This window comes from Bergeyella porcorum (genome assembly GCF_042427575.1).
GTDB classification, from domain to species: Bacteria; Bacteroidota; Bacteroidia; order Flavobacteriales; family Weeksellaceae; genus Bergeyella; species Bergeyella porcorum.
This window is the reverse complement of the sequence record NZ_JBHMFD010000001.1, coordinates 101,366-117,327: the sequence shown is the minus strand read 5'-3', so window position 1 is coordinate 117,327 and position 15,962 is coordinate 101,366. Positions and strand designations below refer to the sequence as shown.

Here is a 15,962-nt window from a genome sequence, read left to right as displayed (position 1 = left end):
TTAGATTTTTTTATTCTATAAATACATTCGCTTCTTCCTCATTTTGCATTACTGGACGCTTATTTTGCACTACTTGGTGGTCATTTTGCATCACTTCTTCCTCATTTTGCATTGCTGGACGCTTATTTTGCACTACTTGGTGATCATTTTGCATCACTTCTTCCTCATTTTGCATTGCTGGACGCTTATTTTGCACTACTTGGTGGTCATTTTGCATCACTTCTTCCTCATTTTGCATTGCTGGACGCTTATTTTGCACTACTTGGTAGTCATTTTGCATCACTTCTCCCTCACTTTGTATTGCTGGACGCTTATTTTGCACTACTTGGTAGTCATTTTGCATCACTTCTCCCTCACTTTGTATTACTTTGAGGATAAAATTAACATTTTCCTGATAATTAAACAAAATAATTTTAATTTTTTTAGAAAAAGACAGGATTCGGGTGCAAGAAATGGTATTTCAAGTCTTTTGTCATCACATCAGAAAGGATTATCCTTGATTTTTTTGGGGGACATATATTATCTGTGTGTATTTTTCCTGTAATCACCTCCAATTTTGAGGGATGTAAAGGAGCTACTACATTATATATTTTAGATTGGATGTTTTTTTGTAGCATTATTTCTACAATTTTACAAATATCTTCATAATGGATGTGATTAACGGGTTTTTCTAAGTCTTTTACGGAATAATTTTTCAGTTGTCGGCTTCCGCCCATTAGTCCGCCAAGCCGAAGAATATTGATTTGAGGAAACTCTTTTCTCATATTTTTTTCTATGACTAAAATATTGGGATTTAGTTTTTTTTCCTCCAAAGTATTTTCTGAAATTTCCGTTTCAATATCGGGGTAAATACTGGTAGAACTCATCAAAAATAGTGACTTTTGAAAATTTCCAATAAAATTTTTGATATTTTCAAACCTATTTTCTAATTTCTGAATATCCATTTTTTTTCCAAAAGGAATGGTAATTATAATTGCTTCCAATTCCTGCAAAACCTCCCAATGAGGGGAATTGAAAGAGGAATTTTCATCAGAAAATTTTATTATAGTAGGGTTAAAATTTTGGCTTTTCAGTTGTTTTGCTTTTTGTTCAGCAGTGGTGGTTGTATAAATTTTGTAATCTGTAGAAAAATGGTTGGCAAGATGAACCCCAAGCCAACCACAACCTATAATTCCGAGGGTTTTCATTGTCTATTTTTTTAATTGAAACAAATGTAAGGATAAAAAACAAGAGAGCAGTGTTTTGGCTTCTTTTATGGTTCTTTTGTCTTGAAACAAAAGAACCAAAAATTCAAGGCTGTGGATATTTTGCTAAAAATCAACTCATCTCGCTAAAAGATTTGGAATTGGCTACGCCGAATCTCCGATTTCGCTCGTTCCTCGCTCAAACAACAAATCTTTTTTAACGCTCGATTTCCTTGATTTTCTTCACACAAAATCTCCAATGCCGTTTCCAAACGCTCAAAAGTAGCAGTTTTTATGGAATTATAAGGATAAAAAACAAGAGAGCAGTGTTTTTGCTCCCTTGTTTTCGTGATATTTTACTCATAATGTCCCCAAGCAGAAAGGATTTTCACGGCGTTTTGGTCTTCTAAGATTTCATACACCAACCGATGTTTTTTATCTATCCGCCGAGACCACACCGACTGGTCTTTATACCCTTTCAGTTCTTCGGGTTTGCCTGTGCCTGTGTTTTGGGAGTTTCTTTCAGTTCGAGAATAAAATTTCCTATTTTCTTCATCAGTTTAGGATAGCTTTTGAATTTAGGAATTTGCTTCTCAAAGTCTTCGCTAAATTCTATTTCGTAGCTCATACGCCAAACATTTCCTTTATTTCTTTCTCCGAAACTTTTCTGCTGGGAGACTTTCGAGCCTTGTCTATTTTAGAAAAAAACTCTTCCTTGCTCATTTTGGTAGGGTCTTTTTCTTCAAATTTTATGGATTTTGCCTTGAATTTTTTGAGCAAAGCCTCTAATACTGGAATGTCTTCTGTGCTTACTTCTGCACTAAGGATAGTAGTAGTTGCCATATCATATATTTTGAGCAAATATAAAAATTTTTGACCAAAATCTTCATAATAAGGATATTATTTTAAAAGTCTCCTTATAAAGCATAAAAAACAAGAGAGCAGTTTTTTTGCTCCCTTATTTTCTTTGTTATTTAAAATCCCTGTGCAGGTCGCACTCAGTTCATCACCTCCATCTTAAAGCTCATACTTTCTATCACTTTTAGGGCGACTTCTACGGTGTCCATTGCAGTGAAACAAGGCACGCCATTCTCTACTGTCATACGGCGAATTTGGAAGCCATCGCGTTCGGCTTGTTTTCCTTTGGTGGTGGTATTCACTACATATTGCACTTTTCCTTTTTGGATAAGGTCTATCAGATTCACATCTTCCTCCCCTATTTTGTAGCCTATCTTGCAAGGGATGCCATTGCTCTCAAAATGCTTTGCCGTGCCTTCGGTTGCCCATATTCTAAACCCAATTTCGTGGAAGCGTTTCGCCAAAGCTGTGGCTTCATCTTTATGTTTATCGGCAACGGTGAAGAGGATTGCTCCGTGGGTAGGCACCTTCATTCCTGCGGCAATAAGTCCTTTATAAAGGGCTTTCTCCAAAGTAACATCTTTCCCCATTACTTCCCCTGTAGATTTCATCTCTGGCCCAAGGGAAATATCCACTTTGGTCAGTTTTGAGAAGGAGAAAACAGGAACTTTTACAAACACGCCTTTTTTATTCGGTACTAAACCATTTTCATAGCCAAGGTCTTTCAACTTCGTGCCTAAAATGGCTTTGGTAGCCAAGTTTGCCATTGGTACATTGGTGATTTTGGAAAGGAAAGGTACAGTTCTAGACGAGCGAGGATTCACTTCAATCACATAAACATTACCTTCAAATAAAACATACTGGATGTTCATCAATCCAATAACATTCAGTCCTTTGGCTAATCTTTGGGTATAATCTACCAAGGTTTGGATTTCCTTTTCACTTACATTCTGAGGAGGATACACCGCGATAGAGTCCCCAGAGTGAACCCCCGCACGCTCAATATGCTCCATAATCCCTGGAATAACTACCGTTTCCCCATCGCAAATGGCATCTATCTCCACCTCTTTACCCAGCATATAGCGGTCGATAAGTACAGGATGCTCTGGACTTGCCTCTACGGCATTCTCCATATAGTGAGCCAGTTCGGTTTCGTTATATACAATTTCCATTGCACGACCACCCAATACATAAGACGGACGCACCAAAACGGGATATCCTATTTCATTGGCAATTTTGATGGCTTCTTCCTTAGAAGTAGAAGTCTTGCCTTTTGGCTGTGGAATGCCCAACTCTTGAAGGGCTTTCTCAAACTTATCTCGGTTTTCGGCTCTATCAAGGTCTTCCAAAGAAGTTCCCAAAATCTGAACGCCGTGAGCGGCTAATTTATCTGCTAAGTTAATCGCCGTTTGCCCACCAAACTGAACCACTACGCCTTTGGGCTTTTCCAGTTCTATAATGTTCATTACATCTTCTTCGGTGAGTGGCTCAAAGTATAATTTATCCGAAATGGAAAAGTCTGTGGAAACCGTTTCAGGGTTGTTGTTGATGATGATGGCTTCGTACCCCATTTCCTTGATTGCCCAAACGGAATGCACCGTAGCATAATCAAACTCAACCCCTTGCCCAATGCGGATAGGTCCAGACCCGAGTACAATGATTTTCTCTTTATCGGTTACGATGCTTTCGTTTTCTTCCTCGTAAGTACCGTAGAAATAAGGCGTTTCACTTTCAAATTCAGCGGCACAAGTATCTACCATTTTATAGACTGGCATTATGCCATTGTCTTTTCGGAATTGGAAAACTTCCCTTTGCGTTTTGCCCCAAAGGTGAGCGATATTGACATCGGCAAAGCCTAATTTTTTTGCTTCTTTTACAATGCTAATCTGTTCCGAAATGTTAAATTGAGATAAATCGGCTAATTTCTGTTCAAAATCAATTAACTTTTTGATTTTCCAAATGAAAAACTTGTCTATCTTGCTCCATTCTACGATTTGTTCCCAATCATACCCTCTCCTAAGAGCATCCCCAATGATGAACAAACGCTCATCATCACAGATTTTAATTCTTCTTTCAATTTCCTCCGCAGTAAGGGCTTCTGCTTGTTTGGTTTTCAGACCAATGTGACGGATTCCTGTTTCCAAAGAACGAATGGCTTTTTGTAGAGATTCTTCAAAGTTTCTTCCAATAGCCATCACTTCTCCTGTAGCTTTCATTTGAGTGGATAGCCTTCTATCCGCTGTTTCAAATTTATCGAATGGAAACCTTGGAAACTTGGTCACTACATAGTCTAATGCTGGTTCAAAACAAGCATAAGTTTTATCCGTTACTGGGTTCATAATTTCATCAAGGGTTAATCCCACCGCAATTTTAGCAGCAATTTTGGCGATTGGATATCCTGTTGCTTTACTTGCCAATGCAGATGAACGGGAAACTCTTGGGTTTACCTCTATCACATAATAATTGAAGGAATGTGGATCTAAAGCTAATTGCACATTACACCCTCCTTCGATGCCTAAGGCTCTAATGATTTTCAGTGAAGCATTTCTCAGCATCTGATATTCTCTATCCGAAAGCGTCTGCGATGGTGCTACTACAATAGAATCTCCCGTGTGAACGCCCACGGGGTCTATGTTTTCCATATTACAAACCACAATGGCATTGTCATTGGCATCACGCATCACTTCGTATTCTATTTCCTTGTATCCCGCGATGGATTTTTCTATCAAACATTGGGTTACAGGGCTATGCTTCAGTCCCAATTCGGCAATTTCGCGAAGTTCCTCTTCACTGGAAGCAATTCCTCCGCCTGTTCCTCCCATTGTAAAGGCTGGACGAACAATTACAGGATAACCGATTTGATTGGCAAAGTCTAATGCCCCTTCTACGGTATTTACAATATCAGATTCTGGCACGGGTTCGCCTAGTTCGTTCATCAGTTCGCGGAACAAATCTCTATCCTCTGCTCTATTGATGGCAGATAACTTGGTGCCTAAAACTTCTACTTTGCATTCTTCTAATATCCCTGATTTTTCCAATTCTACCGCCATATTAAGCCCCGTTTGTCCGCCCAAAGTAGGGAGCAAAGCATCTGGTCTTTCTTTTCTGATGATATGACTGACAAATTCTAAGGAAATAGGCTCGATATAAACTTTATGGGCGATTTCCACATCGGTCATAATGGTTGCAGGATTGGAGTTAATCAAGATAACGCGGTAGCCTTCTTCTTTCAAAGAAAGACACGCCTGCGTTCCAGAGTAATCAAATTCAGCGGCCTGCCCAATGATGATGGGACCAGAGCCTATTACTAAAATGGTTTTTATGTCTGTGCGTTTCATACTAATTAGATATTCCAAAGTCTTTTTGCTGACTCAATTAATTTATTTTGTCTTTCATTTATTTTATCCAAAGTCCATTCATCTTCGGCAAGAATTTCTTTCGTCAAATCAAAAGATACCTTTTCATTTTTTTTGAAATAAATATCTTTTTTTCGATCGAAATTATAGTTTTGAGCTTGTGAATTTTTCTTTCCACTTAATAAAACGAGATTTCCAATTTTATGAACATTTTCAAAAATTTCTTGTTCAGAAAATCTTTTCATCCAATAATCATCAGTTGCTTTTTGTGGTAAAATATGTTCTATTGAAATTATTCCTGAAAATTCTTTCGCTACAGAGTCATCCTGCGTTCCATTTTCTAATCTTAATAATATGGCTTTTGCATAGGACATTCCATAAAGATTTGAGTTTAAAATATTGAAAAATTCTTCGTTGTTTTTATGCTCAATAATTTTTTCAATTACTTCATTTTTCGAGGCTTGTTTATTTATTAGGATGATTACATTATAATAAACAGTATTTCTTTGAGTTCTACCAAGTCTTCTTATCCAATTTTGATATGTGATTTTTTCAATAAGTTGTGCAAAATCAATAAATTCAAAATCATTTATTGGTTTATCTAAGAAAGCCAATAATGTAGGAATCCATTCATCATAACTTACATTTTTAAGTGAATAAATAATCTTTTTGATTCCGTTATTTTCAAAATTATTTTCAATAATTTTTTTGTAGTTTTTTGCAGAATAATTTAATTTTTTGCAGAATTCTTCTGAAGATAATTCAGAATTTGATTTAAGATAATCATTGTATTCTTTAAATAAATCTGTTTGGGCTTTATTCCCTTTTATTGCAGTTCTATAATGGCTTAGAAAATAATCTAAGTTTTTTATTTTAATTATATCCTCTAAATCATTCCATAAATTTTCAACTCTTTGTTTTTCTATTTCAGATTTACATCTTCCGAAAAGTAAGTTTTTAAGTAAATCAGCATTTGAAAGAGGTAAGCCACGAGCGTTTAAAACCGTGAACAAACGATAAGCAGAATCAAAACTTTCTGTTTTTACTAAAACAACAAAAACATTTTGTAACAGATAATTTGTATATTTTTTTAGAAAAACTTCATCAAAAACAGAAAGTAAGTTTTCGACAGTTTCTAAATTGCTAATAAATCGTGCTTTTGTTTCTGTTATGGAAACTTTTTTGTCCAAAGGTTTGGACAATAAGATATGGTCGTAAAAAAAACTCTCATCTTGATTTCTTACGACTAATCGAGGTGTTTCAGGTTCATCTGTAAAAATATTTATAGGCAGAATTTTCTTTTGAATTTCTGATTTTACAGCTTCATCTTTAATTAAGTTTCTAAGTCCAGCAAAAATTATAGTGAGGGTGGTAAGTCGTTGTTGACCATCTACAACTTCAAAAATCTTGTCTTCCTTTGTTTTGTCAATGGTAATAATTGAACCAATGAAATATTCTTTAACCTGACTTTCAAAGGCATCCAATGTATCACTAATTAATTCGCTAACATTATCTTGATTCCAAGAATATGGTCTCTGATAATTTGGAATTTCATAAACATTTTGGTTTGCAAATATTTCTTGAAGCTTCTTTTCTTCTGCTTTCATATTTAAATATTCTTTAAATTCATTTTTTTAATTAAAATATCATTCTCCTTTATTTATTTTCAAGTTAAAACTTCCCGATTTCAATAAATTTAAAAATTTAAACCGAGACTCTCAACATTTTAGTTTAAACTCCTCCATCATTTTCACGAAATCATCAAAGAGGTAATTGGCATCCTCTGGCCCTGGGCTTGCCTCTGGGTGATACTGCACGGAGAAGCAAGGGTATTTTTTATGGCGAATACCTTCGTTGGTTCTATCGTTTAGGGCGATGTGCGTTTCTTCCAAATCCGTATTTTTAAGGCTTTCTTGGTCTATGGCATAGCCGTGGTTTTGCGAAGTAATGGAAACTTTCTGCGTCTTCAAATCTAATACAGGATGATTGCCTCCACGGTGTCCGAATTTCAGTTTGTATGTCTTTGCCCCACAAGCCAAACCTAACACCTGATGTCCCATACAGATACCAAAAATAGGCACTTTGCCCAATAGTTGCCTCACGGTTTCGTGGGCGTGTGGTACATCTTCTGGGTCGCCTGGCCCGTTGGATAGCATAATACCATCAGGGTTCATTAGGAGGATTTCCTCTGCCGTAGTATCGTGGGAAACCACCGTTATATCACAATTTCTCTGAGACAGCTCTCTGATGATGCCCAACTTGGCTCCGAAGTCTATCAACACCACTTTTAGCCCTCTTCCTGGACTGGCATAAGAGGTCTTGGTAGAGACCGATGCAATCTGGTCTGTAGGAAAAGCTTTGCTTTTCAGCTCATTGATAACGCTTTGTTCATCAGCGTCAGCATTCACGATTTTCCCTTTCACTACCCCTTGGTTTCTTAGCAATCTGGTTAATCTTCTGGTATCTACCCCTGAAATCCCCGAGAGTTTTTTGTTTCTGAACAGCTCATCTAGGGTAATCTGTGTACGGAAATTGGAAGGCAAATCGCAGAGCTCTTTTACAATGAGCCCTTTGATGGCAGGTTCTATGCTTTCATAGTCATCGCGATTGATGCCATAGTTACCGATGAGAGGATAGGTCATACATACGATTTGTCCACAATAAGAAGGGTCCGAAATTAGTTCTTGATAGCCCGTCATCCCTGTATTGAAGACCACTTCGCCCTCAATATTTTCGTTTACCCCGAAGCCTTTTCCGTGGAAAACCTCGCCTGATTCTAAAATTAATTTTTTATTGTTCATTTTTATATTAGATGCTTTCTTTTTATTAGATATTTTTCCGCTTGACTTAGTCTAAAAAGTTATTGAAACTTAACCCCTTGTTTCTCCAAAGCTTTTTTCAGGATTGCCATTCTGGCATAGACCCCATTTTCCATTTGTTTAAAGATGCGACTTCTTCCGCATTCTACAAGGTCTGTATCTATCTCTACCCCTCTGTTAATAGGTGCTGGGTGCATAATGATGGCATTAGGCTTCATCTTTTGCTCTCTTTCTTTGGTAAGTCCATATTTTTTATGGTATTTCTCCAAAGGCATTTTCATCTTTTCGCCGTGTCTTTCGTGCTGTATTCTTAGGAGCATCAGCACATCTACTTCGCTTATCAGTGCATCTATGGAAAGATAGTTTCCATTGATAAACTCCGCCTCGTCAAACCAACTTTCTGGCCCTGAAAAATAGACCTTTGCTCCCATCTTTCTAAGAGCTTCGGCATTGGAATTTGCCACGCGACTGTGTCTCACATCGCCTACGATACCTACTTTAAGCCCTTCAAAAGTTCCAAATTCTTGGTAGATGGTCATTAGGTCTAAGATGCTCTGGCTAGGGTGATTGCCCTTACCATCTCCCCCATTGATAATCGGGATTTTAATGTCTTTCAGTTCTTTATAGTATTGGTCTTTTTTATGGCGAATCACTACCAAATCTATCCCAATGCTTTCTAAGGTTTTCACGGTATCGTAGAGGGTTTCTCCCTTATTTACGGAGCTAGAAGTGGTATCAAACGGCACTACCTGAAGTCCTAGTTTTCGCTCTGCTACATCAAAGCTGGTTTTGGTTCTGGTACTATCTTCAAAGAAAAGATTGGACACAAATATTTCCCCTTGGGCTTTGCAAGTTTCTCCCTTTGCGAATGCCATTGCAGAATCCAACAGCTCTTGAATGTCTTCTTTACTTACTTTTGATAAATCTTTCATTGTCGTTTCGTTTAAAAATAAAAAAAACGAAGCCCATAAAAGACTTCGCTATATTATAAAAATACTAATAAATCAGCCTTGCGGCCTAACAATAAATCGTCTAAAGGATTTTGTGTATTCATTGGTTGCAAAGGTAATCAATTCATCTTAAATAGCAAAGGGATTTTCGCTAAATCTTATTGTATTTTTTAGGTTTTTGTATCGTATTATTTTTTTGATGAATGCTTTTGCACTAGTTACATCTATCATATTTTTCTAAAGCTTTGTAATATATTTTCTATCTTTGATAACCAATTAAATCATCATCCAAAAAAAAATAAAAATTATGAAACCTATTTTTACCGCAGCAATGCTGTTTTGCTTTACTTGTGTCTATGCTCAGAAAGTCATCATCAAAACCGAGCAAGGCGATATTACGGTGAAGCTCTATCCTAAAAAAGCCCCTCTTACAGTTGCCAATTTCCTCCGTTATGTAGATGATAAAGCGTATGATAACACCACTTTTTACAGAACTGTAAGGCTTGATAATCAAAAACAAAGCTCCATTCCCATTCAAGTGATACAAGGAGGCTTGGGAGATGATTTACCCGCAAAGCCTTACCCTGCTATTCCTTTGGAACGCACCCACCAAACAGGGCTTTCTCATAAGGTAGGAGCTATTTCTATGGCTCTCTATGAGCCTGATACTGCAACTACGGAGTTTTTCATCATCGTGAATGAAGACCAGCCACAGTTGGATTACAATGGTGATAGAAACCCCGATAAGCAAGGCTATTCCGTTTTTGGAAAGGTAGTAAAAGGAATGAAGGTGGTAGAAGCCATCAATAAGAGCGAAACGGTAATGTGGGAGGAGATGAAGCAAAAACAATGGATAAAAAATCCTGTTAAAATCCTTACCATCAGAAGGAAATAAGATTTAAATCTCTTTGGTTACCCCTAAGCCAAAAAGTGCAAAGTCATATTTTGCAGGGTCGGTGGGGTTCATTTTTCGGATAGACTCATCCAATTCTTCCACGGTTTTCCAATCGTTTTGTTTTCGGGTAACCAAGCCTAGTTTTCTAGAAATATTCCCTGTATGCACATCCAGCGGAATAGATAAATATTGTGGCGAAATATTTTCCCACAGTCCAAAATCTACTCTGCGAGCATCCCTACGAACCATCCATCTTAAAAACATCATCAGTCTTTTGGCTGATGAGTTTTTGTATGTAGAAGAGATATGCTTATGGCATCGGTGGGGCTCATTTCCCAAAAACCGTTCACGGAAACGATGCAGGGCGTGATAAAAATTGGTTTCACCTTCTTTTAATAGGAATAGAGATTCCAAACTTTGCTCTGCCAGATAAATGGATTTTAAATTCCTGATAAACTGGGCAAAATCCTCCCCATTGAATGTCCTATGCAGTGGCTTTCCTTCAAAATACCTTAGGTCTTGTTCAGAATGGTTTAGCACAAAATCTAAAGGGGCATTTCCCATATAATCCAACATTTTTTCTGCGGATTTGATGATTGATTTTCGGTTGCCCCAAGCGATGATGGCAGCTAAAAATCCAGAGATTTCAATATCTTGCCGATGCTCAAAGCGATGAGGAATTTGAAGCGGGTCGTTTTCAATAAAATCAGGCTGATGGTATTGCTCTGCCTTTTCATCAAGAAAGGATTTTAATTCTTCAAAAGTCATTATAAAGATAGGCTGTTGGAGATTAGGTTGGTATTAAAAAATGGGGATTTAATCTTTCGCAACAATTTCTATGGCTTCCAATTGCTTTGGTAGGAAAGTATTAGGAAACACCGCCCTTGCTTCATCTGTAAATACAGATAAATCTGAATAGCGATTAGAAAAATGCCCTAAAATGAGTTTTCCAACCTTTGCTTTTTGGGCAATTTGAGCCGCTTCTAAAGCCGTAGTATGCCCTGTATAATCTGCCATTTCCTTTAAATCGTGTAAGAAAGTAGCCTCGTGGTACAAAACATCTACATTTTCAATGATAGGCACCACACTTTCCAAATACCGCGTATCACTGCAAAAAGCATAGGATACCGATGGTGAAGGTGCTTTGGTAAGGATTTCATTTTTAAGAATATATCCATCACTCAGTACAAAATCTTTTCCTAGTTTTAGATTTCGGTAATCGCAAGTTTCTATTTCTGGATATTTGGCAATTTCTTCCATATTCAGATGTCGTTCCTTCGGTTTTTCTCGGAAGAGGTAGCCATTGCAATAGATTCTATGATTCAGCGGAATGGTAAAGACCTCTACCCTATTGTCTTCATATATTTTCTCAGAATAGTTTTTATCCAATTCGTGATAAATCACCTCAAAACCTTGGTGGGTTTCTGTGATTCTAAAAATAGTTTCCAGCATTTCTTTGATGCCTTTTGGCCCATAGATATGCAATGGTGTTTCTCTGCCTAAAAGTCGGAAAGAAGCTATCAACCCCGGTAAACCAAAGCAATGATCACCGTGCAGATGTGAGATAAAAATATGATTGATTCTAGAAAATTTAGCTTTTGCTTTTCTCAGTTGCACCTGCGTACCTTCCCCGCAATCTATGAGGAAGTGCCTTTCATCCATTTCCAAAAACTGTGCTGTGGGAGCAGAATTGATGGTGGGTATAGCAGAATTAAATCCTAATATGGTTAAATATGTACTCAAAAGAATGATTTATGTAATTCACAAATGTACTAAAAACTTATGGCTGCAAAAAATCTAAAAAGGCGTCCAAAGCGTTTTTTCTATGGCTAATGGTGTTTTTCTCTTCTGGCAACATTTCTGCAAAGGTTTTTTCATAACCATCGGGAACGAAAATAGGGTCATAGCCAAAGCCTTGATGCCCTTTATTCTCCTCCAAAAGCTGCCCATAGACCCTACCTTCAAAATACTCTGCTCCCTGCTCAGAATAATAGCAAAGAACCGTAACAAAGTATGCTCTACGGTTGGTTTCCCCTTCCATTTCTTCCAAAACTTTTGCAATGTTTTTAGGAAAATCGTGGTCAGAAGCGTAGCGTGCTGAGTGAATCCCCGGTCTGCCATCCAAAGCCTCTACAACCAAGCCAGAATCATCTCCCAGACTGGGAATACCTGTTTTTTCAAAACAATATTTTGCCTTAATCAGTGCATTAGCGTGGAAGGTAGTGCCATCTTCTACAATTTCATCGTTGAGCTCATAATCTCTAAGGCTTTTCACCTCAAAATATTGCCCTAAAATCTGTTGTATTTCTTCTTTTTTATGTTCGTTGTGGGTTGCTACCAATAATTCTTTTTCCATTTTTGAATCTAAGTTATTAAGAATGATAAATTTTCAAGCGGCTGAATGCCATATAAAAAGTAAAGAATAAAAATAATCCTATCCCTAAAAGCCAATATTCTGAAATATTAAAAAACTCCGAAAAACTTTCTGTTTCGCCGAAGACAATGAGAAGTGCAGAGACACCATTATTAAAGGCGTGGAGTAAAATAGGCATCAGCAATGATTTGGTCTTAAAATACACCAGCCCTAGCACATATCCCAGCAAAATACCGCCTATCAGTTGCCACGGATTACCGTGTACTAAGCCAAATAAAATGGCACTTAGCCAAATGGCTTTTTGTGGCGAAATACCGTTGTTTATCAATCCCTTTTGGATAATCCCACGGAACACAATTTCTTCAAAAACTGGTGCCATAATGACCGCCATAATGACCATTGAGGTAAGATTATCCGTAAGCATTGCCATCATTGCTTCAAACTCTTGGTACCAACTGCCCCAAAACTTCCCAGTGGTAGGCACTTGTAGGGTAATGAACTCTGCTATCAGCATCATTCCTATCAGCATTGGAAATATGGTAAGGTAAGTGGTGGTGTTTTTGGACGAGAAATTAAATTTCAGCGGTTGTCCTGTTTGCTTTCTACAAACAAAAATATCAAAAGCGAAGATGGCTCCTAGCCACATCATAGCATTAGTCAAAATTAAAAACCAATGGTCATACTGAATGTTTTTGTTGAACATAAAAAGCACCGCTGCACTTATAGTAGAGAGTGCTAATGTAGGGATAAATGCTCCGAGGAATAATACTGCCGCGCCTTTAAGATTAAAACGATAAAACGGTATTTTTCCTGTATTAAATTGATTCATCTTAATTATAAATTAAACATCCAAAAATTAGGATTTCTATTGACCTCAAATATACAGAAAAAAAATACAGCTAATAAAAAATAGATTTAGAAAAATTCACTAATTTTAAAGCACAAAATATCAATAATATGAAACCTAAACTTCCATATCGTTTAAGAAAAGAGCAAATACTCGGTTTTTCCCTTTTGGCGTGTATGGTGATTATACTTCATCTGGGATGGTGGTACTATCGGTCTTTACAAACGCCACAGCTTCCTCCTATTGAGTTTCAAACCATTGAGAACACTTCCCAACCTCCGCTGATGCTGATGGAGTTTAATCCCAATGATTTAGACCAATCTCAATGGCAAGCCTTAGGCTTCACAGAGCGACAAGCGGCTACCATTTTGAAATACAAAGCAATGATTGGTGGGGCGTTTCTGTCCAAAGAGCAGTTCAGGAAATGCTACCCCATTCAGCCAAGATATGATGAGCTGGCTCCTTATATTTTACTTCCAGAGCATCATACCGAAAATAAGAAAATCTCTCCTTCCTATTCTCCCTCATTCAACAGAAATTTAAACATTCATAAAGCTTTTAATCCGAATCATTATACTGCGAAAGATTGGGAAACCATCGGGTTTAGCGAGAAACAAGCCGAAGCCATCATCAAGTACCGACAGTTTTTGGGTGGGAATTTTGAAAGCAAAGAACAACTGAAATCGTGTTTTGTGATTAGTGCAGAACGCTATGAGCAGATGCATCCGTTTTTACAGCTTCCCGATAAAATTAGCACCCCAAAATCTCATCTTTCCTCAGAAAAACCCAAAATTCAATATTCTTATTTTGACCCTAATGATTTGGATGAACAAGGCTGGCAAAGTTTAGGCTTCACCGAAAAACAAGCCCAAAGCATCTTGAATTACAAAAACAAAATACTCCGTGGGCGTTTCAAAACCTTAGATGAAGTGCAAAAAAGCTATGTTATTGCCTCTAAGTTTGAAGAATTAAAACCTTGGATTAAGTTTTCCACGCCTTCTAATGAAGAGCACTTGACCAATCCTCAGATTTCTAAAACCGAACCTGTTACGGTAAATTTTTCGGAGCTTTCGCTCAATCATATCACTCAAAAGCAGTTGGTAGCGTTTGGTTTCAGTGAAAAGGTAGCGGGGAGTTTGGTGGCCTATCGGAAGAGTTTGGGAGGTTTTATGAATAAAAATCAGGTTTTTGAAGTTTATAATATTGATAGGGATTTAGCCGAAAAACTTGTTGCTACGCTCCAGTTGGATAATACCAATGTTGCCCGATATACCTTGGTAGATGCCCCAGAAAGTTGGCTCAAAACACATCCTTATTTCAAATACGCTGCGGATAAAATCATTTTTTATAGAATCTCTTACCCCGATGATAAGAAAATATGGAAATTCATCAAAGTGAAGCCCGAAGTGGAAGCTAAAATGAAATTGTATTTGAAGTAAGGGGTTGTTAAAACTTAAATTATGCTTTTAAGCCGTAGGCAACAGTTTGTGCAACAAGATTGTATTGATTTGATGATAATTTATGGTATCAATTTCTCCTTTGAAGGATGTAGAATAGTATTGTTAGAAAACCAAGAGGCTAGAAGATTAAAAAGTCCTTCCTTTTTCTTCTTTCTTCAAAACTAAAACTCAAAACCCAATCAACAAAACCACGGCACTAGCCAAGGGGAAAGCACTGCGGTAAAAATACCATTGATGATGAGCCCTAAGCTTGCAAATGCGGCATATTTCTCACTCATTCCCATTGCCAGCATCACGCCCAAACCGTGCGATGCTGTACCCAAAGAAATGCCTTGTCCCATTGGACTATGGATCTTTGCGAGTTTTAAAATCTGAACGCCTATGATACTGCCCACAATGCCTGTAAAGATGACCGCCGAGGCGGTTAGTGCCTCTACCCCACCCAAACTTTTGGAAACCTCTATGGCAATGGGAGTTGTAACCGATTTTGGAGCTAAAGAGCGTATCAAGATTTCATTAGCTCCTAAGAGTTTTGCAATGCTACACACGCTGATAATCCCCACCAAACTTCCCAAAAACTGTGAGACCAAAATAGGTAAAAGTTGTTTTTTGATTTTCTCCATTTGGAGGTATAGCGGCACTGCCAATGCCACCACGGAAGGCTTTAGCCAAAAGTCTATGTAATGCCCCGCCTTTTGATAGTCCTCATAGGAAATATTGAATACCCAAAGATATCCCACAAGAAAAGCCGTAGTTAAAACAATGGGACTCAAAAAAGGAGAACGGTATTTCTTCTGCAATTGTGATGATAGGAAATAGGACAAAAATGAAAGCCCTAAAAGCCATATTGGATTTCTAAGCCATTCCATTATTTTATCTTTTTTCTGATGAACTGATATACTCTACCCGTAACGCCTATTACCAAAATGGTGCTTAGTACAATAGAGGCTACCAGAGCCAATAGATTGTCTTCTACCATTTCCCAATATACCATTAGAGCTACACTTGGGGAAATAAAGAATAATCCTAAATTGGAGACCAATACATCTGAAATACCTTTTACCCATTCTACCTTTATCCAATTTTTGTGCAAAGCGAAGGTCAGTAAAAACATTCCGATGAGACTGGAAGGAAATGAGATGTTGGTAATGTAAACTATCAGCTCTCCCAATCCTAAAAAGCCGAAAATAATCAGTAAATAGCGGAGTAGCATTTCGTA

General features: G+C 37.5%; 17 protein-coding genes. 2 read left to right on the top strand and 15 right to left on the bottom strand.

Translation table 11 applies throughout. From position 1 onward, the window contains the following. Window positions 1–10: 10 nt before the first annotated feature. The 9 genes from ACFFUE_RS00510 to ACFFUE_RS00470 form a co-directional block, all read right to left on the bottom strand. Window positions 11–406, bottom strand: a complete 396-nt coding sequence (locus ACFFUE_RS00510) for a hypothetical protein (protein WP_376831838.1) — start codon at window positions 404–406, stop codon at window positions 11–13. A gap of 16 nt (window positions 407–422) precedes the next feature. Then, window positions 423–1,187, bottom strand: a complete 765-nt coding sequence (locus tag ACFFUE_RS00505; RefSeq protein ID WP_376831836.1) for a Rossmann-fold NAD(P)-binding domain-containing protein — start codon at window positions 1,185–1,187, stop codon at window positions 423–425. A gap of 353 nt (window positions 1,188–1,540) precedes the next feature. Next, window positions 1,541–1,666, bottom strand: a complete 126-nt coding sequence (locus tag ACFFUE_RS00500) for a type II toxin-antitoxin system YoeB family toxin (RefSeq protein ID WP_376832202.1) — start codon at window positions 1,664–1,666, stop codon at window positions 1,541–1,543. Continuing rightward, window positions 1,663–1,812 (bottom strand): type II toxin-antitoxin system RelE family toxin, encoded by a 150-nt coding sequence (locus ACFFUE_RS00495; RefSeq protein WP_376831834.1) that lies wholly within the window; start codon window positions 1,810–1,812, stop codon window positions 1,663–1,665. The genes ACFFUE_RS00500 and ACFFUE_RS00495 overlap by 4 nt, the downstream gene beginning before the upstream one ends. Then, complete coding sequence (locus ACFFUE_RS00490) at window positions 1,809–2,045, bottom strand: hypothetical protein (protein ID WP_376831832.1); 237 nt, start codon at window positions 2,043–2,045, stop codon at window positions 1,809–1,811. Before ACFFUE_RS00490 ends, ACFFUE_RS00495 begins: the two co-directional genes overlap by 4 nt. A gap of 137 nt (window positions 2,046–2,182) precedes the next feature. Next, window positions 2,183–5,380, bottom strand: a complete 3,198-nt coding sequence (carB, locus tag ACFFUE_RS00485; RefSeq protein ID WP_376831830.1) for a carbamoyl-phosphate synthase large subunit — start codon at window positions 5,378–5,380, stop codon at window positions 2,183–2,185. Window positions 5,381–5,385: 5 nt separating this feature from the next. Beyond that, complete coding sequence (locus ACFFUE_RS00480; protein WP_376831828.1) at window positions 5,386–7,005, bottom strand: DUF262 domain-containing protein; 1,620 nt, start codon at window positions 7,003–7,005, stop codon at window positions 5,386–5,388. Window positions 7,006–7,116: 111 nt separating this feature from the next. Further along, window positions 7,117–8,199 (bottom strand): glutamine-hydrolyzing carbamoyl-phosphate synthase small subunit, encoded by a 1,083-nt coding sequence (carA, locus tag ACFFUE_RS00475; protein ID WP_376831826.1) that lies wholly within the window; start codon window positions 8,197–8,199, stop codon window positions 7,117–7,119. A 59-nt stretch (window positions 8,200–8,258) separates the two neighbouring features. Further along, window positions 8,259–9,149 carry an aspartate carbamoyltransferase catalytic subunit gene (locus ACFFUE_RS00470; RefSeq protein WP_376831824.1) on the bottom strand — a complete coding sequence of 297 codons (891 nt, stop codon included), beginning with the start codon at window positions 9,147–9,149 and terminating at the stop codon, window positions 8,259–8,261. Window positions 9,150–9,474: 325 nt separating this feature from the next. Between ACFFUE_RS00470 and ACFFUE_RS00465 the strand changes: the two genes are divergently transcribed. Next, window positions 9,475–10,062, top strand: a complete 588-nt coding sequence (locus ACFFUE_RS00465; RefSeq protein ID WP_376831822.1) for a peptidylprolyl isomerase — start codon at window positions 9,475–9,477, stop codon at window positions 10,060–10,062. Window positions 10,063–10,065: 3 nt separating this feature from the next. Here ACFFUE_RS00465 and ACFFUE_RS00460 read toward each other — a convergent pair whose 3' ends face one another. Genes ACFFUE_RS00460 through ACFFUE_RS00445 form a run of 4 tightly spaced genes read right to left on the bottom strand, consistent with a single transcriptional unit; the run spans window position 10,066 to window position 13,265 of the window. Beyond that, window positions 10,066–10,830, bottom strand: coding sequence for a TIGR02757 family protein (locus ACFFUE_RS00460; protein ID WP_376831820.1), 765 nt, complete (start codon window positions 10,828–10,830; stop codon window positions 10,066–10,068). Window positions 10,831–10,878: 48 nt separating this feature from the next. Beyond that, window positions 10,879–11,805, bottom strand: a complete 927-nt coding sequence (locus ACFFUE_RS00455) for a ribonuclease Z (RefSeq protein ID WP_376831818.1) — start codon at window positions 11,803–11,805, stop codon at window positions 10,879–10,881. Window positions 11,806–11,842: 37 nt separating this feature from the next. Then, on the bottom strand, window positions 11,843–12,418 hold the full coding sequence (gene rdgB / locus ACFFUE_RS00450; RefSeq protein WP_376831816.1) for an RdgB/HAM1 family non-canonical purine NTP pyrophosphatase: 576 nt from the start codon (window positions 12,416–12,418) through the stop codon (window positions 11,843–11,845). A gap of 16 nt (window positions 12,419–12,434) precedes the next feature. Beyond that, complete coding sequence (locus ACFFUE_RS00445; RefSeq protein WP_376831814.1) at window positions 12,435–13,265, bottom strand: CPBP family intramembrane glutamic endopeptidase; 831 nt, start codon at window positions 13,263–13,265, stop codon at window positions 12,435–12,437. Between the two features lie 128 nt (window positions 13,266–13,393). Here ACFFUE_RS00445 and ACFFUE_RS00440 point away from each other — a divergent pair, with 128 nt between their 5' ends. After that, window positions 13,394–14,722, top strand: a complete 1,329-nt coding sequence (locus tag ACFFUE_RS00440; RefSeq protein WP_376831812.1) for a ComEA family DNA-binding protein — start codon at window positions 13,394–13,396, stop codon at window positions 14,720–14,722. A gap of 200 nt (window positions 14,723–14,922) precedes the next feature. On the opposite strand, the gene ACFFUE_RS00435 is transcribed toward ACFFUE_RS00440, so the two are convergent. Together ACFFUE_RS00435 and ACFFUE_RS00430 are read right to left on the bottom strand one after the other, a co-directional pair. Continuing rightward, entirely contained in the window at window positions 14,923–15,615 is a 693-nt protein-coding gene (locus tag ACFFUE_RS00435) for an LrgB family protein (RefSeq protein WP_512699037.1), read from the bottom strand. Next, window positions 15,612–15,956 carry a CidA/LrgA family protein gene (locus tag ACFFUE_RS00430; protein WP_376831808.1) on the bottom strand — a complete coding sequence of 115 codons (345 nt, stop codon included), beginning with the start codon at window positions 15,954–15,956 and terminating at the stop codon, window positions 15,612–15,614. Before ACFFUE_RS00430 ends, ACFFUE_RS00435 begins: the two co-directional genes overlap by 4 nt. Window positions 15,957–15,962 lie beyond the last annotated feature (6 nt).

Excerpts from the sequence above, each read along its gene's own strand:
- ACFFUE_RS00480 (WP_376831828.1), bottom strand. The coding sequence starts at position 7,005 with ATGAAAGCAGAAGAAAAGAAGCTTCAAGAAATATTTGCAAACCAAAAT.
- carA (WP_376831826.1), bottom strand. The coding sequence starts at position 8,199 with ATGAACAATAAAAAATTAATTTTAGAATCAGGCGAGGTTTTCCACGGA.
- ACFFUE_RS00465 (WP_376831822.1), top strand. The coding sequence starts at position 9,475 with ATGAAACCTATTTTTACCGCAGCAATGCTGTTTTGCTTTACTTGTGTC.
- rdgB (WP_376831816.1), bottom strand. The coding sequence starts at position 12,418 with ATGGAAAAAGAATTATTGGTAGCAACCCACAACGAACATAAAAAAGAA.
- carB (WP_376831830.1), bottom strand. The coding sequence starts at position 5,380 with ATGAAACGCACAGACATAAAAACCATTTTAGTAATAGGCTCTGGTCCC.
- ACFFUE_RS00430 (WP_376831808.1), bottom strand. The coding sequence starts at position 15,956 with ATGCTACTCCGCTATTTACTGATTATTTTCGGCTTTTTAGGATTGGGA.
- ACFFUE_RS00445 (WP_376831814.1), bottom strand. The coding sequence starts at position 13,265 with ATGAATCAATTTAATACAGGAAAAATACCGTTTTATCGTTTTAATCTT.
- ACFFUE_RS00495 (WP_376831834.1), bottom strand. The coding sequence starts at position 1,812 with ATGAGCTACGAAATAGAATTTAGCGAAGACTTTGAGAAGCAAATTCCT.
- ACFFUE_RS00470 (WP_376831824.1), bottom strand. The coding sequence starts at position 9,149 with ATGAAAGATTTATCAAAAGTAAGTAAAGAAGACATTCAAGAGCTGTTG.
- ACFFUE_RS00440 (WP_376831812.1), top strand. The coding sequence starts at position 13,394 with ATGAAACCTAAACTTCCATATCGTTTAAGAAAAGAGCAAATACTCGGT.
- ACFFUE_RS00505 (WP_376831836.1), bottom strand. The coding sequence starts at position 1,187 with ATGAAAACCCTCGGAATTATAGGTTGTGGTTGGCTTGGGGTTCATCTT.
- ACFFUE_RS00460 (WP_376831820.1), bottom strand. The coding sequence starts at position 10,830 with ATGACTTTTGAAGAATTAAAATCCTTTCTTGATGAAAAGGCAGAGCAA.